We start from the raw sequence: 22,462 nt of genomic DNA on the forward strand, positions 1-22,462 counted from the left end.
AGGTCCGACTGCCCGGCTCCTCAGCGGACCCCAGCGGGACCGCATCGTCGCCGAGCTAGGTCCGACTGCCCGGCTCCTCAGCGGACCCCAGCGGGACCGCATCGTCGCCGAGCTAGGTCCGAGGCCACTGTACCCATGCCTCGGCCCCGTCTGGGGGTTCCCCCACGTTCTCCACCAGGCGCGATAACCTGCGTCGCCCGCTAATCCGCAGCGCTGGTCGGGTCCCCCGGGTACCGATCAGGGTGGGCGCAATCCCGACCCTCATCAGCGCCGACGCCAGCGGAGAATGGGTGTCCGGCGCGTGTGGATCCAGGCCCAGCAAATAGCGGTCGGCCTCCGGGCTGCCTGCCGCCAGAGTCCAAGCCCTCAGCTCGCGCGGCCCGGGCAGCCATCGCGGGGGCACGGTCTTGACCGCACCGCGCGTCCACTCGGCGGCGATGCCGCACAACAGCGGGTCGACGGCCGTCCGCACCAGCGGGGTGTTTTCGTCGGTACGGGCGACCTCGGGTACCAAACCAGCCTCCTGGATCATCTCGGCCAGGGCCGATGCGCGCCAGGACTCGGCGACGACTACCGACAGCCGAGCGCCGCAACCAACCAGCACGATCTGGCCCGGGCCCGCCAGCACCCCGGAAAGATCCGCGACCGCGGGAGGTACTGACTCCGCGGCGAAGAAGGAAAGCTGGCTCACCTCACCGACAGTAAGCCAGCGAGCGGGTCGCTGGCTTTAGGCATCCGGCGCGGCGGCAGCGCGCCATGTGGCGAGCAGACGTAAAGCCCCCAAAACGGAACCGTTTTGGGGGCTTTTTGCGTCTGCTCGCGGGGGTAACTCAGAGCGAGCGGACTCCGGTGGCCTGGGGGCCCTTAGGGCTGTGGCCGATCTCGAACTCGACCTTCTGGTTTTCTTCAAGGGTGCGGAAGCCCGTTCCCTGGATCTCCGTGTAGTGGACAAATACATCCGCGGAACCGTCTTCGGGGGCGATAAAGCCGAACCCCTTCTCCGCGTTGAACCACTTCACAGTTCCCTGTGGCATTTCTCGATCTTTCCTTTTCTTCTGGGTGCGGTGCACCGCCTTTCGGTGCCCCGGGCCAGCTGCGGCCGCCATACCTCGCCGAGTCGCCGGAACTTCACCCGACCGATAACCTCGCAGGAACCGCGGCCGCAACGTCGATCCTGCGAAAGTTTGACACGAACACAGAAGCTGCGACCGCCAATCAGTCAATCATGTTCATCGCGTCGGCAACAGCCTCTGGGTGTGGACGGAGCTACGAAGGGTCCGCAAATGGCGAGTTTCGGCAGCCACCTGCTGGCCGCAGCGGTCGCCGGGACCCCGCCGGGCGAGCGTCCGCTGCGCCACGTCGCCGAGCTGCCACCGCAGGCCGGCCGGCCGCGCGGTTGGCCGGAGTGGGCCGAGCCCGACGTGGTGGATGCGTTTGCCGACCGCGGCATCAGCTCGCCGTGGTCACACCAGGCTGAGGCCGCCGAGTTGGCGTACGCCGGCCGCCACGTGGTGATAGGCACCGGCCCGGCGTCTGGAAAGTCGTTGGCCTATCAACTTCCCGTGCTCAACGCGCTGGCAACCGACTCCCGGGCGCGTGCGCTGTATCTGTCGCCGACGAAGGCGCTCGGCCACGACCAGTTGCGCGCCGCACATGCGCTGGCGGCCGCGGTGCCACGGCTGGCTGACGTCGCGCCGACGGCCTATGACGGCGACAGTCCCGACGAGGTGCGCCGCTTTGCCCGCGAGCGCTCCCGGTGGCTGTTCTCCAACCCGGAGATGACACACCTATCGGTGCTTCGAAACCATGCGCGCTGGGCTGTGCTGTTGCGGAATCTCCGCTTTGTGATCGTCGACGAATGCCATTACTACCGTGGTGTTTTCGGCTCGAATGTGGCGATGGTACTGCGCCGTTTACTACGGCTGTGCGCGCGCTACTCTGCGCACCCGACGGTGATCTTCGCCAGCGCGACAACGGCCTCGCCGGGCGCGACGGCTGCCGACCTGATCGGCCAGCCGGTCGTGGAGGTCACCGAGGACGGCTCACCCCGGGGGGCTCGCACGGTGGCATTGTGGGAGCCCGCGCTGCGGTCGGATGTGATCGGCGAGCACGGCGCCCCGGTGCGACGCTCCGCCGGTGCCGAGGCGGCCCGGGTGATGGCCGACCTGATCGTCGAGGGAGCGCAGACCTTGACGTTCGTCCGATCGCGGCGCGCGGCGGAACTGACTGCACTGGGTGCCCGGGCGCGACTGGTCGACATTGCCCCGGAACTGTCGGACACGGTGGCGTCGTATCGGGCCGGTTATCTTGCCGAGGACCGTAGCGCGCTGCACCAGGCCCTGGCCGAGGGCCAGCTGCGCGGGCTGGCTACCACCAACGCTTTGGAGTTGGGCGTTGATATCGCCGGACTGGATGCGGTGGTGCTGGCTGGTTTTCCCGGGACGGTGGCCTCGTTCTGGCAGCAGGCGGGCCGGTCGGGCCGGCGCGGCCAGGGCGCGCTGGTGGTGTTGATTGCCCGTGACGATCCGCTGGACACGTATTTGGTCCACCATCCCGCAGCATTGTTGGACAAACCGGTCGAGCGCGTGGTGATCGATCCGGTTAACCCGCACCTGCTGGGTCCCCAATTGCTTTGTGCAGCAACAGAACTGCCTTTAGACGACGCCGAGGTCCGGTCCTGGGGCGCCGTTGAGGTGGCGGAGAGTCTGGTTGACGACGGGCTGTTGCGGCGCCGGAACGGCAGGTACTTTCCGGCGCCCGGGGTGAAACCGCATGCCGCCGTGGATGTCCGGGGGGCTATCGGTGGCCAGATCGTCATCGTGGAGGCCGGAACCGGGCGGCTCTTGGGCAGCGTGGGCGTCGGTCAGGCCCCGGCCGCAGCGCACCCAGGCGCGGTGTACCTGCACCAGGGCGAGACCTACGTCGTTGACTCGCTGGATTTCCAGGACGGAATCGCCTTCGTGCACGCCGAGGATCCCGGCTATGCCACGTTCGCGCGAGAGGTCACCGACATCGCGGTCACCGGCACCGGCGAGCGGTTGGTCTTCGGGCCCGTTGCTTTGGGTTTGGTGCCGGTGACTGTCACCAATCACGTCGTCGGCTACCTGCGCCGCCAGCTGTCCGGGGAGGTGCTGGACTTCGTGGAGCTGGACATGCCGGAACACACCTTGCCCACAACCGCGGTCATGTACACAATCACTTCGGATGCATTGGTCCGCAGCGGTATTGAGGCCACACGGATTCCCGGGTCGTTGCACGCCGCCGAACACGCGGCCATCGGGCTGCTGCCGCTGGTGGCCAGCTGCGACCGCGGCGATATCGGCGGCATGTCCACAGCGACCGGGCCCGAGGGGCTGCCCAGTGTCTTTGTCTACGACGGCTATCCGGGTGGAGCCGGATTCGCCGAACGCGGCTTTCGCCGGGCCCGCACCTGGCTGGGCGCCACCGCGGAGGCCATCGAAGCCTGCGAATGCCCCAGTGGGTGTCCATCGTGTGTGCAATCCCCCAAGTGCGGCAATGGCAACGACCCGTTAGACAAGGCGGGCGCGGTGCGGGTGCTGCGGCTGGTGCTCGCCGAGTTAAGTGAGGAATCACCGTGAGCAGCCCAGCGTTCCGGCGTTGTCGGGCAAAGCGGGGTCGTCGTCTTAGCCGATGTGATGCACTTGACATCAGTGTCTTCGGCCTATCACGTAGTGGTCGTGGGCGCCGGCCGAAGATCCGGGCGGGAGGTGACACGTGTCGTTTGTGATCGCGGCGCCGGAGGCGTTGGACTCGGCAGCAACGGACCTCGTGGTCCTGGGCTCGACGTTAGGCGCGGCCACTGCGGCCGCGGCGGCCCAGACGACGGGTATCGTGGCCGCGGCCCACGACGAGGTGTCGGCGGCGATCGCAGCCCTGTTTTCCGCCCACGGCCAGGCCTATCAGGCCGCCAGCGCGCAGGCCGCGGCGTTTCACACCCGGTTCATCCGTGCGCGCTCCCGACATCCGCAGCAGGAAACGACCTGTCGCCGTGTGCGATAGGCAAATCACCAGGCAACACGCCGGCAGCTCCGGTAAGGCCAACATCGACCACCTACCCAGGGCATTCCCATGCACGTCACCGCCGCATAGCAAGTTGCGGATGCTGAGTGGTCCGCTACCACCCGGTATGGCAACGCCGGTGGTCATGGCACCACCTCGGGTCTGATCTGCCTCGGAGGCCGGCCGCTGGCACGAAGGCAACGACGGTTCGGGCGGGTTGGCCTAGCGATACCACACGCATGCGCTGTCCTGCAAGGGAATTCCCTCGGCGACCACCGGTACCCCACCGAGTCAACGGCGCACCGCGTCCGTAGACTGCTCGCATGACCCACGACTGGCTGCTCGTGGAGACGCTGGGGGACGAACCGGCCGTGGTAGCACGGGGGCGTGAGCTGAAGAAGCTCGTCCCGATCACCACGTTCCTGCGTCGCAGTCCCTATTTGGCGGCGGTCCGCACAGCTATCGCCGAGACGCTGCAGACCGGCCAAAGCCTGACCAGCATCACTCCCAAGCACGATCGCGTCATCCGCACCGAACCTGTAATAATGACCGACGGCCGCATGCTACCGTTGCTTGTCGTGAACGGTTTGACGGTGATCCGGACTGCGCGCTCGCTGAGCGGCCTACGCCCACGCTGTCGGTCAGATTGCGTCGATGAATCCTATGCGCTCTGAACTGAACTGGGCTGAATGCGCGAGCCGCCGACGTAGGGAATCGGCAACGCCCGTCGGACGACCCCGCCGATCTCGTCGTCGACATCCAGTGGCGCCGGCATCAGCAGGGTGGTGACGATTGCCCGTTCAGACAGTCGCCGCAAGGCCCCGGGCCTGCTAGGAGGTCGGGTTCCCCGGGACGTCGACCACACCCTGGTCGCAATGTCCAACGTAAGCAACAGGTTTGAGTATGAGGTGCCGGTAGCGAGGATGAATTCGCCAGTCCTGGTACACGCGCACGGACATCGCAGGTGCCGCGATGCGGCCGGCCTCTGGCCACCGCCGAATCGGCGTAGCCGTCGGGCACTTTCAAGATCGGGTCAGCGCGCCTGATGCGCACCGGGCCGCCACCTCAGCGCCATGGTGTTTCGGACATCCTCCAATCGCCGCCGATCCCCGAGGAACACCAGGTCGCCCGCGTGCGGGCGAAAGGCAGCGAGGACTTTTGGGAAACCCACGCACATGCTTCCCGGATAGCGATAAGCTGCGCTCCAGCAGATTGTCCGCCGGTGACCGGGCGGCCCTTCGATCGGCATCGCGCGGTGGTCGGAGGTGTCCGATGTCATATGTGATCGCGGCGCCGGAGGCGCTGGTGGCGGCGGCCACGGATTTGGCTACTCTCGGCTCGACGATCGGCGCCGCCAACACGGCCGCTGCGGGCTCGACAACGGCGTTGCTGACCGCCGGCGCCGACGAAGTGTCGGCGGCGATAGCGGCCTATTCGGAATGCACGGCCAGACCTATCAGGCACTCAGTGCGCGGGCGGCGGCGTTCCATGAGCGGTTCGTGCAGGCCTTGGCCACAGGTGGGGGCGCCTATGCGGCCGCCGAGGCCGCCAGCGTCTCGCCGCTGCAGAGCGCGCTCGATTTGCTGAATGCGCCCACTCAGGCGCTGTTGGGGCGTCCGTTGGTGGGCAATGGCGCCAATGGGGCCCCGGGGACTGGGGCAAACGGCGGCGATGGCGGGATTTTGTTCGGGTCCGGGGGGGCCGGCGGGTCCGGAGCGGCCGGCATGGCGGGTGGCAACGGCGGGGCCGCCGGGCTGTTCGGCAACGGCGGAGCCGGCGGAGCCGGCGGCAGCGCGACGGCCGGTGCGGCCGGGGCGGGCGGGAACGGCGGGGCCGGCGGGCTGCTGTTCGGTACCGCCGGGGCCGGCGGCAACGGCGGGTTAAGCCTCGGTTTGGGCGTCGCCGGCGGCGCCGGCGGCGCCGGCGGGTCGGGCGGTAGTGACACCGCCGGACACGGGGGGACCGGTGGTGCCGGCGGCCTGCTATTCGGCGCCGGCGGCGCCGGCGGCGCCGGCGGGCTGGGCGGATTCCGCGGTGCCGGCGGCACCGGCGGTGCCGGCGGGGACGGCGGCAACGCCGGGCTGTTCGGCGACGGCGGCGCCGGCGGCGCCGGCGGCGCCGGCGAGGACGGCACAACGCCCGGTGGCAACGGTGGGGCGGGCGGTGTCGCCGGGCTGTTCGGCGACGGCGGCAACGGTGGTAACGCCGGAGTTGGCACGCCCGCGGGCAACGTCGGCGCCGGCGGCACCGGCGGCCTGCTGCTCGGCCAGGACGGCATGACCGGGTTGACGTAGCCGCGTGGCGGGGCCGCGCCTTGCTTCCGGGACTACCACCCGCAGGTCGCTGGCCGTAGTTGGTTCTCCCCGCTAGCCCACCACTAGCTTCGCTTGCCGATAGCTTCGCTTGCCGATAGAACTAGATCGTCGTCAACCCGGTGTCGTGGGCACCTTGGCCGGCCCCGCCCGCGCGGTGGCGGTCGCCACACCCGCGAACGCGACAGCCACCTCGACGGTGACGACCACGTCGAGGTCCACCACCCTGCACTGCGCGTGCTCGACGCGCATCGCACGGGCCACCAGCGTCGCACGCGCGCAGGCCGCCGCCAGTCCGGACGGCAGCCGGGCGGCAGCGGCTAACGAAGCCAGATCAGCCGCCGCCTGTGCGCGGTGACGAGCCACCACCGCCGACCCTAGATATGCACCCGCACCGGTGACGCACAGCAGCACCGCGACCATCGCGACGGCAAGCACGGTGGCCGAGCCGCGGTCACCCCGGCTCGGCCACCGAAATTGCCCTAGCAGCAATGTCCAACGTAGGCAACAGGTTTGAGTGTGCTGTGACAGTGGCGACCACAAACTCGCCGTCCCGGTGCACCTGGACCAGCGCCGCACGCGGGGCGATGCTGCGGGCGACGTTGGTCGCCGAGCGTACGTCACCGCGCGCGGCCAATCGAGCGGCCTCGCGGGCCGCGTCGATACAGCGCACCTGCATTGATACCGCGGTGACGCCCGCCAGGCACAGCACCAGCACCAGCACCAGGGTGGCGATCGCCAACGCCGCCTCCACGGTGCTCGCACCCGCACACGACGCTAAACCTTGGTGCTGAGCGCGCGACCGATGATGCGGTTGAGCGCCGACACAATGGAATCCCCGGTGACGACCGTGTAGAGGATCGCACCGAAGGCAGCCGCCGCGATGGTACCGATGGCGTATTCCACGGTGGACATGCCCGACTCGTCGACCGCCAGCGCCGTCATCCGCGCCACGAGTACACGAAACATGGTGATCACCAACATATTCCTTTCTCATACCAGGCCAAACTGCAAGACATCACCGGCCAGCCCGACTACTAGCGGGACAATGCCCACACACAGAAACGCCGGTAAGAAGCACAGTCCCAGCGGGCCGGCGATCAGCACACCGGCCCGCTCGGCGGCCGCCGCGGCCGCCTGTGCGGCGTCGTGCCGAACCTGGACGGCCAGTTCGACAATGCCATCGGCGAGCGCCGCGCCCGAAGCCGCCGAACGCCGTGCCAACCGCAGTACCGCATCGGTCTGCGCATCGTGGGTGCCCGGCGGCAAATCCGGCGGCCTCGACCAGGCGATGTTGGGGTCGGCACCCAATGCCAGCAGGTCGGCGGCCCGGCGCAACACGCGCGCCAGCCGCGGCGGCGCGACCGCAGCGGTGGCGGCCGCGGCCGTCGACACCGCCATCCCCGCAGCCAGACACACGGCCAGCACGTCAAGGCTGGCTGCGACGGCTAGCGGGTCCGCGACATCCGTCCGCCCTAGCAGCAGCCCCTGGTGTGGCCGATGCGCGCGGGGCGGCCTCCCGGCTCGCGCCCGTACCACCGACGGGCCGGCACCGAGCCACAACGCCATGGCCAGCAACACCGCCGCCGCACTCACAACACTGGCCGATCGGTGATCCGGTCCGACCACAGCAGCCCGGCGCAAGCCAGTGTCAGCCCGACCACCAGCAGCCATCCGCCCACGCGTCCCGTCAGCAGAAAGCTCAGCGGCCGGGCGCCGATCAGTTGACCAAGCAGCACCCCGAGCAGCGGCAGGATTGCCAATATGGCCGCACTGGCCCGGGCACCGGCCATCCCCGCTGACACCCGCGCGGAGAACCGTTGCCGCTCAGCGACATCACGTTGGGCGGCACGCATCAAACTGGCTATCGCCAAGCCGTGATCACTGCCCAGTTGCCAGCAGACCGCGAGCCGCTCCCAGTACGCGGGCAGCGCCGAGGATCGGGCCGCAGCGAGCAGGCCAGCCGTGACGTCGGCACCCAATCGTGCCCGCGCCGCGACCGCGCGCAAGGCAACGGCAACCGGGCCGCCGGTCTCGTCGGCCGCGATGCTGAATGCGCGGACTGGATGGGCGCCCGCGCGCAGTTCACCCACCACCAGCTCAAGCGCGGCCTCCAGCGCCTGCCCCTCGCGGCTGCGGCGCAGGTAGCGGCGACGCCGGCGGTAGCGCAGGCCGAGTGTTGCGCCCAGCACCGCGACAGCCACAACGGTCGGTAACGGTAGCAAGGCTGCCACACCAACCGCGACACAGCCAACACCCCAGGCAACCCGCCGGGCGCCGACCAGAAGCACCCGCCGGCCGGTGTCGTCTGGAGTAAGGCGGCACCGCGGCGACCCGGGCAACACCACGAGCGCAAGCGACAAAATCAGGGCAGCGGACGCTATACCGCTCATGCCGATGCCCGGCTTCTCAGCAAATCGTGCAGGGCGGCCGCGTCGTCACTCATCCCACGGTCCGCGTGCCACACCGTCACCGCCTGGACCCGCCCTTCAGCTTGGCGCAGCACGGCGATCTCGGCGAGCCGGCGACGGCCTGCCCGATCGCGCGCGACGTGCAGCAGGACTTGGACTGCCGCGGCGAGCTGGCTGTGCAGAGCAGCGCGGTCAAGGCCGCCGAGCGCCCCCAACGCTTCCATGCGTGCAGGGACCTCACCCGGGTTGTTGGCGTGTACGGTGCCCGCGCCGCCCTCGTGACCGGTATTGAGCGCCGCCAACAGATCCACCACCTCGGCTCCCCTAACCTCACCGACCACGATGCGGTCGGGCCGCATCCGCAGCGCCTGTCGGACGAGTTGACGCACGGTTACCTCACCGATTCCTTCGACGTTCGCACGCCGCGCAACCAGCTTGACCAGATGTGGATGCCGAGGGGCCAGCTCGGCGGCATCCTCGACGCACACGGTCCGCTCATCGGGCGACACGGCGCCCAACATCGCTGCCAGCAACGTTGTCTTCCCGGCACCGGTTCCGCCGCACACGAGGAATGCCAGCCGGGCGGTGACGATGTCGGCGACCAGCGCGGCGGCCGCGGGGTCGATCGCGCCCGCCGCAGCCAACGCGGCCAGATCCTGAGTCGCGGGACGCAACACCCGCAACGACAAGCAAGTGCCCTGGGTCGCCACGGGCGGCAACACCGCATGCAGCCGCACCGCGAACCCTCCGACGCCGATCCCGGTTAGTTGACCGTCCACCCAGGGTTGCGCGTCGTCGAGCCGACGGCCGGCCGCCAAAGCCAGCCGTTGTGCCAACCTTCGCACCGCTGACTCGTCAGCAAACCGAATCTGGCTGCGTCGCAATCCGTTTCCGTCGTCCACCCACACCGAGTCGGGCGCGGTGACCAGAACGTCGGTGGTGCCGTCTGCGGATAGCAGCGGTTCGAGGATGCCAGCGCCGGTCAGTTCTGTCTGCAGCACACGAAGATTCGCCAGCACTTCGGTGTCGCCGAGCATCCCCCCGGACTCGGCCCGGATCGCGGCGGCCACCACACTGGGCCGCAGCGGGCCGGATTCGGATGCCAGCCGTTCGCGGACGCGTTCGATCAGGGAGCCGGTCATGCCGCCCTACCGTGTCGCCCTGACCCAGCACGTGGCAGCACACCAAGTACCCGTCGGGCAGCCGATGCCAGCACCGATCGCCGTCGCAGTCGAAGACCCCCGTGTTCCAGCTGTTCGGCTAGCCGCGGCTGGGCCCTCATGGATGCCAGTAGCGGCACCCCGGCGACGTCCGCGACCTCTGCCGCCCGCAATCCCCCCGGGGAGGGCCCCCGCACCACCAGACCCAGGTTGGGGTTGATCGCGGTCAGCACAGGCGCCATCGTCGCGGCGGCCGCACATGCCCGCACATCGCATGGGCTGACCAGGACGACGAGATCGGCGGCATCCAGCGCTGCTTGGGTGGCATCGGTCAGACGACGTGGAAGATCGCAGACCACGGTGACTCCCCCACGTCGGCCGGCGTCGATCACGGCGTCCACCGGCCCGGCGTCTAACTCGTAGCCGCGCCGAGTTCCCGAGAGCACGCTGATCCCCCGCGGTCGCGGCAATGCCGCACGCACCGCCGACCAATTCAGCCGTCCACCCTGTAGCGCCAGGTCGGGCCAACGCAGACCGGGGGCGGTTTCGCCGCCCACCAGAAGATCGATGCCGCCGGCCCACGGATCGAGATCGACCAACAGCGCATCAGCGGCGGCCTGCGCCAGGGCAACCGCAAACAACGATGCCCCAGCGCCACCGCGACCCCCGATGACCGCGACCACCGCCCCGCAGATCCCGTCATCGCGTGCCGATTCAGCAGCTTCGGCGAGCTCGCGGACCAGTTCACCCTCCTGCTCGGGCATCCTCAGCACGTGCTGGGCCCCGACGGTTATGGCAGCCGCCCAGGTCGCCGTCGCGGCTTCGGTTCCGGTCAACACGCTGACGTGGGTGCGCCGGGGTAGCGCGAGCCGCCCACACCGGTCCGCCGCCGCGTGGTCGAGCACCACAGCCGCCGCCGCCGACCACGTCTTTCTGCTCACCGGATGGCGGCCGCCGAGATGAACAACGCGAACCCCGACGGCTGCGGCGACTCGGTCCAGCTCGTCGCGCAACCCCGGATCGGTCAGCATCGCCAACACGCCCGAGCCCACCGGGTGGCTACCAGACGGGCCACCAGGGCCTGAGAAGACTGTCACCCACCCACCGTGCGGGGTCCATGGTGTGGGACACCAGTCCCAAAGGCGCAATTGGGGACAGACGTGCAACTGTGCACAAACGCCCCTGAGGGGGTCCGGGCAACACGATTCCCGCAACGCCCAGAAAGCTGGGCTAAGCACCGGGCTGACGACGTTTGCGTGGCTGCCAAAAGGGACGACCCCCGCCAGGGGGGGAGGAGGCGAGGGTCGTCGTGCATCAGCCCCGGGGGGTCGGACTGATACACCCTCGGCTATGGCCGAGTAATGCTTACTATACACATGACAGTGCGCAGTCACGCAAGTACCGGACGCAATGGAAAGCACAGCTTGAGCCGTGTAAATGCTCTTGACTTCTCGACAACATCGGTAGTCAATTGACCTGTTCGGGAACAAGGTCGCCGGCCGGTCCAACTGCCGACCTATGCTGGGTCGGTGACCGTCTCCGACTCGCCCGCCCAGCGGCAAACCCCACCGCAAACACCGGGAGGCACCGCTCCGCGAGCCCGCACCGCGGCCTTTTTCGACCTGGACAAGACCATCATTGCCAAGTCCAGCACACTGGCGTTCAGCAAACCTTTCTTCGCTCAGGGACTGCTCAACCGCCGCGCCGTGCTGAAGTCCAGCTACGCGCAGTTCATCTTTCTGCTGTCCGGTGCTGACCATGACCAGATGGACCGGATGCGCACCCACCTGACCAACATGTGCGCCGGTTGGGACGTAGCCCAGGTGCGGTCGATAGTCAACGAAACCCTGCACGACATCGTGACCCCACTGGTGTTCGCCGAGGCCGCGGACCTCATCGCCGCCCACAAGCTGTGCGGCCGCGACGTCGTGGTGGTCTCGGCTTCGGGCGAGGAGATCGTCGGCCCGATCGCCCGCGCGCTGGGCGCGACCCATGCGATGGCGACCCGGATGATCGTCGAGGACGGCAAGTACACAGGCGAGGTCGCGTTCTACTGCTACGGCGAAGGTAAGGCGCAAGCCATCCGTGAGCTGGCTGCCAGTGAGGGCTACCCGCTGGAACACTGCTACGCGTACTCCGACTCGATCACCGATCTGCCGATGCTTGAGGCGGTTGGGCATGCCTCGGTGGTCAACCCTGATCGCGGCTTACGAAAGGAAGCCAGCGTGCGCGGTTGGCCCGTGTTGTCGTTCTCTCGGCCGGTGTCGCTGCGCGACCGGATCCCGGCACCGTCAGCCGCGGCGATCGCCACGACTGCGGCGGTGGGTATCAGCGCCCTAGCCGCCGGCGCGGTCACCTACGCGCTACTACGCCGCTTCGCGTTTCAGCCCTAGCGACGATGCGGGCCACACAGTGGCCCGAGGAGGAACGGGGCCACGAAGCAGGCCGCCGGATCGCGCCCGAGCGGGCGGGCAGCAAACGTCTAGCCCACGCAATCCAAAGCCGCTTCGTAACTTTCGCAGAATTGGGCCTTGCTGTGTTAAAGGTCTAGTAGTACAAAGGAACCACGGAAGCCCGGTGAGGCCAAGGCTCGATCCAGAAGAGAAGGTTCGGTCTCCCGACCCGGGCGCCCAGCATGGTTCCCGGCACCCACGCGGAGTCATAGCCACGATAACGGCAGAAGTGTTGCGGGTCTGCGTAATTGCGAACAGCAGATGGCATCGACGGCCCTTTGGGTGGGGCTACAGCTAGAAGCGTCGCAAGATCGCCGAGGCCACCCACGCAACCCCAGGAGTGCACGCTTGGTAACCGAGAACCGTGTTGGTGGGCGGCGATTCGAGTTCTTCGGGTCGCCGCCCGCTTTTTGTTTTCTGGATCAAGTATTACGGCCATTCGAGGCCTGCCGGTTAGCCGCTCGGCTATCTAGGCGCGTAATTCAGTGACCGTTTGGCCGGGCTGTCTCGCGGCTGTGCCAGATCACAGCGGCGAAGTGCCGCAGCCGTGACCCGCTCGGGGTAGCCGGGCTGTTTGAGCAACCAGACACGCCGAACGTGCAACCACGGCGGCTCCACCCGGCGGGGCGTGTCCCCGCCACCAATGCACGTTCGGCGCAGCCGGCGCACCCTCGGCGCGGAGTTTAGGAACTACTCATCCAGGTGACAACGACTCGGCAATCGACAAAGCCTCCCGCGCGCCGTCGAGCATCGCGCCGCAACACAGCAACAGCCAGCCCGCCACCCCATCAGGTGTGCCCCCGGCGAACCTGCGGGCAGCGTCGTGGTATTCGGCGGGTTGGCGCATCCAAATCACTTCGGGAACACCCAGCCCGTGCGGATCCAGTCCGGTGGCGATTGTCACCAGCCGCGACACCGCGCGGGCCACCACACCGTCGGCACAGCCAAACGGCCTCAGCGTCAAGAGCTCCCCGTGTGCGACCGCAGCAACCACCGGCGCCGATGCCAGGGTGGGGTGGGTTACCACATCCGCGAGCAACTCCAAACGCGGGCCAACGTCGGCATCGGACCGCGGACGCCCAAGCCGATCGTCATCGACCTGGTCGGCGGCCGCCAGCATGTGTAGGCGGGCCAGCGCCTGCAACGGTGCCCGCCGCCACACCCCGACCACCGGACCCGCGCCGCCTTCCAGCGCCTGCCCCACCCGAAGCGCTCCCGCGAACACCGGATCGCTGAGCGCCGGCTTGCCCGAGGTGGGCGCCCCCGCGTCGTGCAGCCGCGCAGGACCACCGTCGAGCACCGAGGAGGCCCGCGCCGCCCGCAACGAGGCCTCGGCGGCGGCCACCGGCCAGCCCCGCAGGTTGGCCCGGTGCCGGTGCACGCGGCTCAGCGCGTCGCGCACCCGGTCGCTGGCCGCAGCAACGCCCGGGAGCTCCATTAGCGGAGCCAGCGGGTCGACCGTCACAGGTTGCCAACCTTTCGGGGAGCTGAGGGGGCACCGGGAATGGCCTGAAGCAACTGGCGGGTGTACTCGTGGCGGGGCCGGCTGAACACCTCCTCGGTAGAGGCGTGCTCCACCACCCGGCCGGCCCGCATGACCAGGACGTCGTCGGCAATCTGCCGGATCACCGCCAGATCATGGCTGATGAACAAATACGTCAAACCCAGGTCGGCCTGCAGATCGGCCAGCAGATCCAGGATCTGTGCCTGCACCAATACGTCGAGCGCCGACACCGCTTCGTCGCACACCAATACCTCCGGGCGCAGCGCCAGCGCACGCGCGATCGCTACCCGCTGCCGCTGACCACCCGACAGCTCACGGGGCCGCCGGCCCAGTATCGACGACGGCAGCGCCACCTGATCGACCAGCTCACGCACCGCCCTTTGCCGCTGCCGGCGGTCACCGACGTGATGGACGCGTAACGGTTCCTCGATGGCGCGAAACACCGAGTACATGGGATCCAGGCTGCTGTATGGGTTTTGGAACACCGGCTGGACCCGGCGGCGAAAGGCCAGCACCTGGTCCCGGGCCAGCGCGCCGACGTCGTAGGTGCCGTCGAAAACGACCGTGCCCGAGGTAGGTTGGAGCAGCCCAAGCACCATCCGCGCTAGCGTCGACTTGCCTGACCCGGATTCGCCGACGATTGCCAGGGTGCTCGCCCGCGGTAGCCGGAATGACACTCCGTCGACGGCGCGAGACTCCACCCGCCGCCACGGTGCGCCGCGGGACTCCCGGTAAATCTTGGTCAGCTCCGAGACGACGAGAATGTCGCCGGCCTGCGTGGTTGCCCGTGACCGGGATTCCGGCGGACGTCTGCTGCGCGCCGTCAGCGATGGAGCCGCGGCCACCAGGCGCCGGGTGTACTCGTGCTGAGGGCTTTGCAGGATTGACTGCGCCGCACCGGATTCCACCACCACTCCACGACGGACGACGACGACAGCCTCGGCCCGCTGCGCGGCCAACGCCAGATCGTGGGTGATCAGTAGCAGCGCGGTGCCTAGTTCGTCGGTGAGTCCCTGAAGATGATCGAGCACCTGCCGCTGCACGGTGACATCCAACGCGGACGTCGGCTCATCGGCGATCAGCAGCCGCGGCCTGCCCGCCAAGCCGATCGCAATCAACGCCCGCTGGCACATGCCGCCGGACAGCTGATGCGGGTAGCGTCCGGCTTGCTTCGCCGGATCCGGCAGGCCCGCCTCAGCGAGTAGCTCCACCGCCCGTCGTCGTGCTGCGCGACCGTCGGTATTGGCCCGCAACGCTTCTGTGACCTGAAAGCCGACCTTCCAAACCGGATTGAGGTTGGTCATCGGATCCTGGGGAACATAGCCGATCTCCCGTCCCCTTATCGACCGTAGCCGCTTGGCATCGGCCCCGGTGATGTCGCGCCCGTCGAACACAACGCGTCCAGCGGTGATCCGTCCACCAGCCGGAAGCAACCCAAGAATCGCCGCGGCCGTCGTGGATTTGCCCGACCCGGACTCACCCACCACGGCGACGGTTTGACCGCTCCGGACGGCCAGATCCACCCCACACACGGCGGGAGCATCGGTGCCGAACGTAACTTCCAGGCCCTCCACCGACAACAGCGGCGCTGCTGGGACGCTCATGCCCGCCATGCCCGCGAAGCCGGATCCAGCGCGTCGCGCAAAGCGTCGCCCATCATCATGAACGCCAGCACCGTAATCGCCAGCGCGCCCGCAGGATAGAACAAAATTGGCGAGCCCGACCGTAGCCGGGTCTGCGCGACATTGATGTCGCCACCCCAGGACACCACCGACGTCGGCAATCCGACCCCGAGGTAGGACAGCGTGGCCTCGGTGACGATGAAGATCCCCAGAGCGACGGTAGCCACCGCGATCACCGGGCCCACGGCGTTGGGCAGCGCGTGCCGAAGCAGAATCTGAAACCTATTCAACCCCAATGCCTTAGCTGCAAGGACGTAATCGCTGGCACGCACCTCGAGCACCGCACCGCGCGCGATCCTGGCCACTTGCGGCCAGCCGAACAATGCCAAGATGGCGATCACCGTCCACACCGTGCGGTGATGCATGACTTGCATGAGCACGATGGCGGCCAACAGCAACGGCAAGCCGAGAAACACATCGGTGACCCGCGAAACCACCGCATCGATCCAGCTCCCGTAAAAACCGGCCAATGCGCCTAACGCCCCGCCCACGACGAACACGGCCAGCGTTGCCCCCAACCCGACCGTGACCGAAGCCCGCGCACCATACACCGTGCGCGAATAGATGTCGTGGCCCTGCAGGTCGGTGCCGAACCAGTGCGCGGCCGATGGCGCAAGCATGCTTTGGCTGGGATCGGCATAGGTGGGATCGGCTGCGGTAAACAACGACGGAAACGCCGCCACGACAAGAATCAGCAGGATCAGCGCCGCGGCGATCACGAATTTAGGACGCCGGCGCAACCCGCGCCAGGCATCGAGCCAGAACCCCGTGTGCTCAGCCATAGCGGATCCGCGGGTCCAGGGCCGCATACAGCAGATCCACCAACAGATTGGTGATCAGGTAGATCAGCACCAGCACCGTCACGATCGACACCACCGTCGGCGTCTCCTGACGCGTGACCGCTTGATACAGCACGCCCCCGACGCCGTGGATGTTGAAGATTCCTTCGGTCACAATCGCTCCGCCCATCAGCGCGCCCAGATCCGCGCCCAGGAAGGTCACCACCGGAATCAGCGAATTGCGCAGAATGTGCACCGTCACCACCCGGGGCCGCGACAACCCCTTGGCGGTGGCGGTGCGGACATAGTCAGCGTGTGCGTTGGCCGCCACCGCCGAGCGGGTCAATCGCACCACGTAGGCGAATGACATGGCGCCCAGCACGATCCCGGGTAGCAGCAGGCGGCCGACGCTCGCCCGTTCGCCCACCGTGACCGGCGCGATTTCGAGCTGGACCCCGAATAAGAACTGCGCCAGAAAGCCCAGCACGAAGATGGGGATCGCAATAATGACAAGTCCGGTAACCAGCACCGCGGAATCGAAGATTCCACCCTGACGTAGGCCGGCGATCACGCCGAATCCGATTCCGAGCACTGCCTCCACCGCCAGGGCGATCAAGGCCAGCCTGATGGTGACCGGAAACGCATGCGCCAGAACGGCACTGACCGGCAGCCCAGAATACGCACGACCCAAGTCACCGTGCAGAATTCCGCCCAGATAGCGCAAGTATTGCACGAGGAACGGATCGTCGAGGTGGTAATGCGAACGCAGCTGCGCGGCCACCGCGGGAGTCAACGGACGGTCGCCCGCCAGCGCGGCAACTGGGTCACCGGGCAGCAGAAAGACCATGCCGTAGATCAGCAGTGTCGCGCCCAGGAAAACCGGCACCATCACGGCGACTCGGCGCGCAACATACCAGCCCATGTCAGGCCTTGACGATGTTCTCGTAGTCGGGCAGACCATTCCAGGTGACGGTGACGTTGCTGACTTGCGACGACCATCCGACGACACTGATGTAATCCCAGAGCGGCACAACTGGCATGTCGTGAAACAGGATTCGCTGCGCGTCGTTGACCAGCTCGTGGGATTCGGTTAACGTGGGGGCGGCTTCGGCGGCGGCCAGCGCCGCGTCGAATTCCGGGTTGATGTAGCCGACGTCGTTGGATCCGGCGCCGGCGGTGAACAGCGGAGCGAGAAACTCGATCATCGACGGGTAGTCGCCCTGCCATCCAGCGCGAAATGCACTGTCGATGGCGCGGTTGGTGATCTGGGTGCGAAATCCGGCGAAGGTGGGCTGCGGCGCGGCCACCGCATCGATGCCCAACACGTTCTTGATGCTGTTGGCCACCGCGTCCACCCAATCCCGATGGCCAGCGTCAGCGTTATAGGCGATCGCGTACCGGCCGCTCCACGGTGAGATCGCATCGGCCTGCGCCCAGAGCCGCCGAGCCCGCTGCGGGTCGTAGTCCAGCACCTCGTTGCCCGGCAGGTTGGGATCGAAGCCCGGCAACGACCGGGCGGTGAAATCGCGGGCCGGACTGCGGGTTCCGGCGAAGATCTGCTGGCAGATTTGCGGCCGGTTGATGGCGGCCGACAGCGCCAACCGGCGCAGCCGCCCCTTCTCGCCACCGAAATGCGGCAGCCGCAACGGAGTGTCGAGGGTCTGATTGATCGCTGCGGGCCCGCTGGTAGCGTGGTCGCCCAGGTCGCGCTGGTAGACCGTCAACGCGCTCGGCGGAATCGTGTCCAGGACATCGAGATTGCCGGACAGCAAGTCGGCATAGGCGGTGTCCAGATTGGCGTAGAACTCGAATCGCAAACCTTTGTTACGGGGCTTGCGGTTGCCGTGGTAGTCGGGGTTGGGCACCAGGTCGATTCTGACGTTGTGTTCCCAGGCCGGCCCGGCTGGGCCGTCGGCGAGTTTGTACGGGCCGTTGCCGATCGGGTTGCGGCCGAACGCGGCCATGTCCCGAAATGCGGAGTCCGGCAGCGGATAAAACGAGCTGTGGCCAAGGCGCAACGTGAAGTCGATGGTCGGCGCCTTAAGCCGCACGGTGAACTCCAGGTCGTTGACCACGCGCAACCCGGACATGGTGGTCCGGCTCTTATCCCCTGGCGCGCCGGCCACGTCATCGAACCCTTCGATCGGGCTGAAAAAGTGCTGCTGCAGTTGGGCATTGGTGCTCAGGGCTCCGTAGTTCCACGCGTCGACGAACGAGTGGGCCGTCACCGGCGAGCCGTCGGTGAACTTCCAGCCGGGTTTGACAGTGATCCGGTAGTTGACGTTATCGGCGCTCTCGATTGACTGCGCGACCTCCAGCGACGGCTTGCCAACGGCGTCATAGGACATCAGGCCGGCGAACAACCGATCGATGATGCGCCCACCGTTGCTGTCGTTGGTGCCGGTCGGGATCAGCGGGTTGGGCGGTTCCCCGCCGTTGACCAGCACCACGTCAGGGCTCAGGACACCGCCGCCACAACCGGCCACTGGCGCAAGCACCAGCAATCCGGTGGCAAGGGCTGCCAGGGCCGCCCGCATCCGACGCACCATGACAGCGACCCTAAAGCCTTCTTGTGCAGTCCGGCTCCCCAGCCGGTGAAGTGCGGCCTGGCCAGCGCAGCCGACACACTCGCCGGTGACCGTTAGCTACCACGCCACCCAGAGTGCCGGCGAACCGGTGGGACGATGTTTTGGGAACGCTCACACCGTCGTTCGCGATCCGGTGTTGGCTACCCACCGCGACTGCGCTTCCCAAGGGAAGACCTCGCCCGACCGGGCGCTGTTGGCGTGCGGCATCCTCGAGGAGGACCGGTGGTGTCGGCGCTGTGGCGAGGAAGGCAGCCCGCGCGACACCGTGACCAGGAGGTTGACTCACTGGTGTGGGCTGCACCCGGGTGTGAGCGTAGATCACTCATGTCTTAGCCGATGCTGCCGCTTGGATTGCCGCCGTCGTGGCCCAGCGGTGCCCCAACGCGATCCGCCGCGCCGATAAAGCTAACCGGTGCCAACGAACGACGCCACATCGCACATGTCGCTCACGCCAGCCGATCTCCGTTGCCGGCCACCGTAACCGTCAGCACGACTCGGCACAATGCCAGCCGCACGCTGCAAGGCCGACCAACGTGTGATGTGTAGCCTGCAAGACACCGGCTTTCTTGGCTATGACTGCATCCTGGTCAGCGATTGCACTGTGACGACTTTGCCCAGCTCAACCTCTGCCATGCCGGCTGTATCGTCGCGCGGTTAGGCTCACATCCGTGAGTGAGTCCACCCCCGAAGTCTCCTCGTCATACCCGCCGCCAGCGCACTTCGCCGAGCACGCGAACGCCCGCGCCGAGCTTTACCGCGAGGCCGAGGAAGACCGGCTGGCTTTTTGGGCCAAGCAGGCCAACCGACTGTCCTGGACGACGCCGTTCACCGAGGTGTTGGACTGGTCGGGGGCGCCGTTCGCCAAGTGGTTCGTGGGCGGCGAGCTCAACGTCGCCTACAACTGTGTGGATCGTCACGTCGAGGCCGGCCATGGAGATCGGGTCGCCATCCACTGGGAAGGCGAGCCGGTCGGCGACCGGCGCACGCTGACCTATTCCGATCTGCTTGCCGAGGTATCCAAAGCCGCGAACGCGCTCACCGACCTCGGTCTGGTGGCCGGTGACCGCGTCGCCATCTACCTGCCGTTGATCCCTGAGGCCGTGATCGCCATGCTGGCCTGTGCCCGGCTAGGCATCATGCATAGCGTTGTTTTCGGCGGGTTCACCGCTGCGGCCTTGCAGGCCCGGATCGTCGACGCCCAAGCCAAGCTGCTGATCACCGCGGACGGGCAGTTTCGGCGCGGCAAGCCATCGCCCCTCAAGGCGGCCGCTGACGAGGCCCTTGCAGCGATCCCCGACTGCTCGGTCGAGCACGTTCTGGTGGTGCGGCGCACGGGAATTGAGATGGCCTGGAGCGAGGGCCGCGACCTGTGGTGGCACCATGTCGTCGGCTCAGCTTCACCGGCACACACCCCGGAGCCTTTCGATTCCGAGCACCCGCTGTTCCTGCTGTACACGTCAGGCACCACCGGCAAGCCCAAAGGCATTATGCACACCAGCGGCGGCTATCTCACTCAGTGTTGCTACACGATGCGCACCATTTTCGATGTCAAGCCGGACAGCGACGTGTTCTGGTGCACCGCCGACATCGGCTGGGTCACCGGCCACACCTACGGCGTCTACGGCCCGCTGTGCAACGGAGTCACCGAGGTTCTCTACGAGGGCACGCCGGATACCCCCGACCGACACCGGCATTTCCAGATCATCGAAAAATACGGCGTGACAATCTATTACACCGCCCCCACCCTCATCCGGATGTTTATGAAGTGGGGCCGTGAGATCCCCGACAGCCACGACCTGTCCAGCCTGCGGCTGCTGGGGTCGGTCGGCGAACCGATCAACCCCGAGGCTTGGCGTTGGTACCGCGATGTCATCGGCGGCGGACGCACCCCGCTGGTAGACACCTGGTGGCAGACCGAGACCGGCTCCGCGATGATCTCCCCGCTGCCCGGAATCGCTGCGGCCAAACCGGGTTCAGCGATGACGCCGCTGCCCGGGATCTCGGCCAAGATCGTCGACGATCACGGTGATCCGTTGCCACCGCACACCGAGGGCGCCCAGCATGTTACCGGGTACCTCGTCCTAGACCAGCCGTGGCCGTCGATGTTGCGCGGCATCTGGGGCGACCCCGCGCGGTATTGGCACTCTTACTGGTCCAAATTTTCCGACAAGGGCTACTACTTCGCCGGGGACGGCGCTCGCATAGACCCCGACGGCGCGATCTGGGTACTAGGCCGCATCGACGACGTGATGAACGTGTCCGGGCACCGGATCTCGACCGCCGAGGTGGAATCGGCGCTGGTCGCTCACTCTGGCGTGGCCGAGGCGGCGGTGGTCGGGGTTACCGACGAGACCACGACCCAGGCCATCTGTGCGTTCGTCGTGCTACGCGCCAACTACGCCCCCCATGACCGCACAGCCGAAGAGTTGCGCACCGAAGTGGCTCGAGTGATCTCGCCCATCGCACGGCCACGCGACGTCCACGTAGTGCCCGAACTACCCAAGACTCGTAGCGGCAAAATCATGCGTCGACTGCTGCGCGACGTCGCGGAAAACCGTGAGCTTGGCGACACGTCGACGCTGCTCGATCCCACCGTATTCGACGCGATCCGGGCCGCCAAGTAGGTCGCGGCACGATCAACCGGGTCAGCCCAGCCAACTCAGGCCGGTACCGGGACGAATCCCGCGCCCGGCCGGTTCTTGGCGTTGATGTCGGCCAGGTCGGCGTTGATCGACATCACCACCGCCGGGGTGTGCAGCGGGATGTATTTGGTGATGCAACTCGGCAGATTGTCGCTGAATGCGCCGTGGATCATCCCGACCAGCAGATTGTCGACGGTCACCGGCGCACCGGAGTCGCCCGGTCCGCCGCAGACCTGCATCACAAGGGTGCCCGGACTCTCCCCTGGCCCCCAGGTAACCCCGCACGAGTTACCGGTGGTGCGGCCCTGCTTGCAGGCGATCTGGCCGAACGACGGGTCCGGGCCAATGCCGTTGATCGCAAACCCGTTGAAGACGGCCACCGGGGTCACCTTGGCCGGGTCGAACTTGATCACCGCGTAGTCCAGGCCGTCGTTGCCGGCGACCATGATGCCTACCGGGCCCGCGTTCTCGGCACCCTCAGCGGCGATCTGCGCGCCCGGGCCCCCACAGTGGGCGGAAGTGAAGCCGATGAGGTCACCGTTCTTGTCATGGCCGATGGTGGTTAGGGTGCACATGGTGTCCCCGTTGACGACGATGCCCGCACCACCGCCCAGCGGTAGCTTGTCGTCGGCTGCCGCGGTGTTCGCAGGTAGGCACACAACGGCCAAAAGCACGGCCGCGAATGCCGCGGCAAAGCGCCTGTGCGCCGTCTGCAACGCAATGCTCCCGTCATATCGTCAGACACTTGAGAACAGATCCGCCAGTTTAGACGATCGCACCGCAACATCGGCCTCTGTTCAAACGGCCGCACACGTCAAGACGTGGCTAACTCTGTCCCGCCGCCCTTGGTGTTGGCTGGCCTCGTATGGCACCGCACCGCATGGCAACATGAACCGCGATGCCAGCCGAAC

General features: G+C 67.4%; 20 protein-coding genes and 3 pseudogenes. 7 read left to right on the forward strand and 16 right to left on the reverse strand.

From position 1 onward, the window contains the following. Positions 1 to 112: 112 nt before the first annotated feature. Both FF952_RS19185 and cspA read right to left on the reverse strand, forming a co-directional pair. Complete coding sequence (locus FF952_RS19185) at positions 113 to 691, reverse strand: hypothetical protein (RefSeq protein WP_003419642.1); 579 nt, start codon at positions 689 to 691, stop codon at positions 113 to 115. Positions 692 to 830: 139 nt separating this feature from the next. Beyond that, entirely contained in the window at positions 831 to 1,034 is a 204-nt protein-coding gene (cspA, locus tag FF952_RS19190) for a cold shock protein CspA (RefSeq protein WP_003419650.1), read from the reverse strand. A 249-nt stretch (positions 1,035 to 1,283) separates the two neighbouring features. On the opposite strand from cspA, the gene FF952_RS19195 reads away from it, so the two are divergent. The 3 genes and pseudogenes from FF952_RS19195 to FF952_RS19205 form a co-directional block, all read left to right on the forward strand. After that, entirely contained in the window at positions 1,284 to 3,599 is a 2,316-nt protein-coding gene (locus FF952_RS19195; protein ID WP_003419652.1) for a DEAD/DEAH box helicase, read from the forward strand. A 136-nt stretch (positions 3,600 to 3,735) separates the two neighbouring features. After that, complete coding sequence (locus FF952_RS19200; RefSeq protein ID WP_003419654.1) at positions 3,736 to 4,020, forward strand: PE family protein; 285 nt, start codon at positions 3,736 to 3,738, stop codon at positions 4,018 to 4,020. Between the two features lie 323 nt (positions 4,021 to 4,343). Then, positions 4,344 to 4,613: pseudogene (locus tag FF952_RS19205) on the forward strand (GAF domain-containing protein); the annotation flags it as partial. Positions 4,614 to 4,681: 68 nt separating this feature from the next. Here the strand turns inward: FF952_RS19205 and FF952_RS19210 are convergent. Next, positions 4,682 to 4,837 carry a hypothetical protein gene (locus tag FF952_RS19210; protein ID WP_003917826.1) on the reverse strand — a complete coding sequence of 52 codons (156 nt, stop codon included), beginning with the start codon at positions 4,835 to 4,837 and terminating at the stop codon, positions 4,682 to 4,684. 455 nt (positions 4,838 to 5,292) lie between these two features. On the opposite strand from FF952_RS19210, the pseudogene FF952_RS19215 reads away from it, so the two are divergent. Beyond that, positions 5,293 to 5,510: pseudogene (locus FF952_RS19215) on the forward strand (PE family protein); the annotation flags it as partial. Between the two features lie 90 nt (positions 5,511 to 5,600). Continuing rightward, positions 5,601 to 6,314, forward strand: coding sequence for a PGRS repeat-containing protein (locus FF952_RS19220; protein ID WP_010950921.1), 714 nt, complete (start codon positions 5,601 to 5,603; stop codon positions 6,312 to 6,314). 132 nt (positions 6,315 to 6,446) lie between these two features. Here FF952_RS19220 and FF952_RS19225 read toward each other — a convergent pair whose 3' ends face one another. The 7 genes and pseudogenes from FF952_RS19225 to ssd form a co-directional block, all read right to left on the reverse strand. Beyond that, positions 6,447 to 6,755 (reverse strand): Rv3654c family TadE-like protein, encoded by a 309-nt coding sequence (locus tag FF952_RS19225; RefSeq protein WP_012054375.1) that lies wholly within the window; start codon positions 6,753 to 6,755, stop codon positions 6,447 to 6,449. Then, positions 6,710 to 7,086 (reverse strand): annotated as a pseudogene (locus tag FF952_RS19230) (apoptosis inhibitor). Before FF952_RS19230 ends, FF952_RS19225 begins: the two are co-directional and overlap by 46 nt. A gap of 23 nt (positions 7,087 to 7,109) precedes the next feature. After that, complete coding sequence (locus FF952_RS19235; protein ID WP_003419673.1) at positions 7,110 to 7,316, reverse strand: DUF4244 domain-containing protein; 207 nt, start codon at positions 7,314 to 7,316, stop codon at positions 7,110 to 7,112. 9 nt (positions 7,317 to 7,325) lie between these two features. After that, complete coding sequence (locus FF952_RS19240; RefSeq protein WP_003899622.1) at positions 7,326 to 7,928, reverse strand: type II secretion system F family protein; 603 nt, start codon at positions 7,926 to 7,928, stop codon at positions 7,326 to 7,328. Continuing rightward, complete coding sequence (locus FF952_RS19245; protein WP_003419679.1) at positions 7,925 to 8,725, reverse strand: type II secretion system F family protein; 801 nt, start codon at positions 8,723 to 8,725, stop codon at positions 7,925 to 7,927. Before FF952_RS19245 ends, FF952_RS19240 begins: the two co-directional genes overlap by 4 nt. Continuing rightward, positions 8,722 to 9,885 (reverse strand): TadA family conjugal transfer-associated ATPase, encoded by a 1,164-nt coding sequence (locus tag FF952_RS19250; protein ID WP_031656901.1) that lies wholly within the window; start codon positions 9,883 to 9,885, stop codon positions 8,722 to 8,724. Before FF952_RS19250 ends, FF952_RS19245 begins: the two co-directional genes overlap by 4 nt. Beyond that, a complete protein-coding gene (gene ssd, locus FF952_RS19255) occupies positions 9,882 to 10,934 on the reverse strand; it encodes a septum site-determining protein Ssd (RefSeq protein WP_003900732.1) in 1,053 nt (350 codons plus the stop codon). Before ssd ends, FF952_RS19250 begins: the two co-directional genes overlap by 4 nt. Positions 10,935 to 11,432: 498 nt before the next feature. On the opposite strand from ssd, the gene FF952_RS19260 reads away from it, so the two are divergent. Continuing rightward, the gene (locus tag FF952_RS19260; RefSeq protein ID WP_003419689.1) at positions 11,433 to 12,296 is read left to right on the forward strand and encodes an HAD-IB family hydrolase; all 864 of its coding nucleotides are present in this window, start codon (positions 11,433 to 11,435) and stop codon (positions 12,294 to 12,296) included. A 754-nt stretch (positions 12,297 to 13,050) separates the two neighbouring features. On the opposite strand, the gene FF952_RS19265 is transcribed toward FF952_RS19260, so the two are convergent. From FF952_RS19265 to FF952_RS19285, 5 genes are read right to left on the reverse strand one after another with little or no spacing between them, the layout of a single operon-like run. Further along, on the reverse strand, positions 13,051 to 13,821 hold the full coding sequence (locus FF952_RS19265; RefSeq protein ID WP_003899626.1) for a Fic family protein: 771 nt from the start codon (positions 13,819 to 13,821) through the stop codon (positions 13,051 to 13,053). Beyond that, on the reverse strand, positions 13,818 to 15,464 hold the full coding sequence (locus FF952_RS19270) for a dipeptide ABC transporter ATP-binding protein (RefSeq protein WP_003900733.1): 1,647 nt from the start codon (positions 15,462 to 15,464) through the stop codon (positions 13,818 to 13,820). Before FF952_RS19270 ends, FF952_RS19265 begins: the two co-directional genes overlap by 4 nt. Beyond that, positions 15,461 to 16,324 carry an ABC transporter permease gene (locus FF952_RS19275; protein WP_003899628.1) on the reverse strand — a complete coding sequence of 288 codons (864 nt, stop codon included), beginning with the start codon at positions 16,322 to 16,324 and terminating at the stop codon, positions 15,461 to 15,463. The genes FF952_RS19270 and FF952_RS19275 overlap by 4 nt, the downstream gene beginning before the upstream one ends. Beyond that, a complete protein-coding gene (locus FF952_RS19280) occupies positions 16,317 to 17,243 on the reverse strand; it encodes an ABC transporter permease (protein WP_003419701.1) in 927 nt (308 codons plus the stop codon). Before FF952_RS19280 ends, FF952_RS19275 begins: the two co-directional genes overlap by 8 nt. Before the next feature lies 1 nt (position 17,244). After that, positions 17,245 to 18,870, reverse strand: a complete 1,626-nt coding sequence (locus FF952_RS19285; protein WP_003902686.1) for a peptide ABC transporter substrate-binding protein — start codon at positions 18,868 to 18,870, stop codon at positions 17,245 to 17,247. Positions 18,871 to 19,577: 707 nt separating this feature from the next. On the opposite strand from FF952_RS19285, the gene acs reads away from it, so the two are divergent. Beyond that, a complete protein-coding gene (gene acs, locus FF952_RS19295; protein ID WP_003899631.1) occupies positions 19,578 to 21,533 on the forward strand; it encodes an acetate--CoA ligase in 1,956 nt (651 codons plus the stop codon). A 35-nt stretch (positions 21,534 to 21,568) separates the two neighbouring features. Here the strand turns inward: acs and FF952_RS19300 are convergent, their stop codons facing one another. Then, entirely contained in the window at positions 21,569 to 22,267 is a 699-nt protein-coding gene (locus FF952_RS19300; RefSeq protein ID WP_003419708.1) for a protease, read from the reverse strand. Positions 22,268 to 22,462: the final 195 nt, after the last annotated feature.

The sequence above is a fragment of the Mycobacterium tuberculosis complex sp. N0072 genome (assembly GCF_030323725.1).
Taxonomy (GTDB): domain Bacteria; phylum Actinomycetota; class Actinomycetes; order Mycobacteriales; family Mycobacteriaceae; genus Mycobacterium; species Mycobacterium tuberculosis.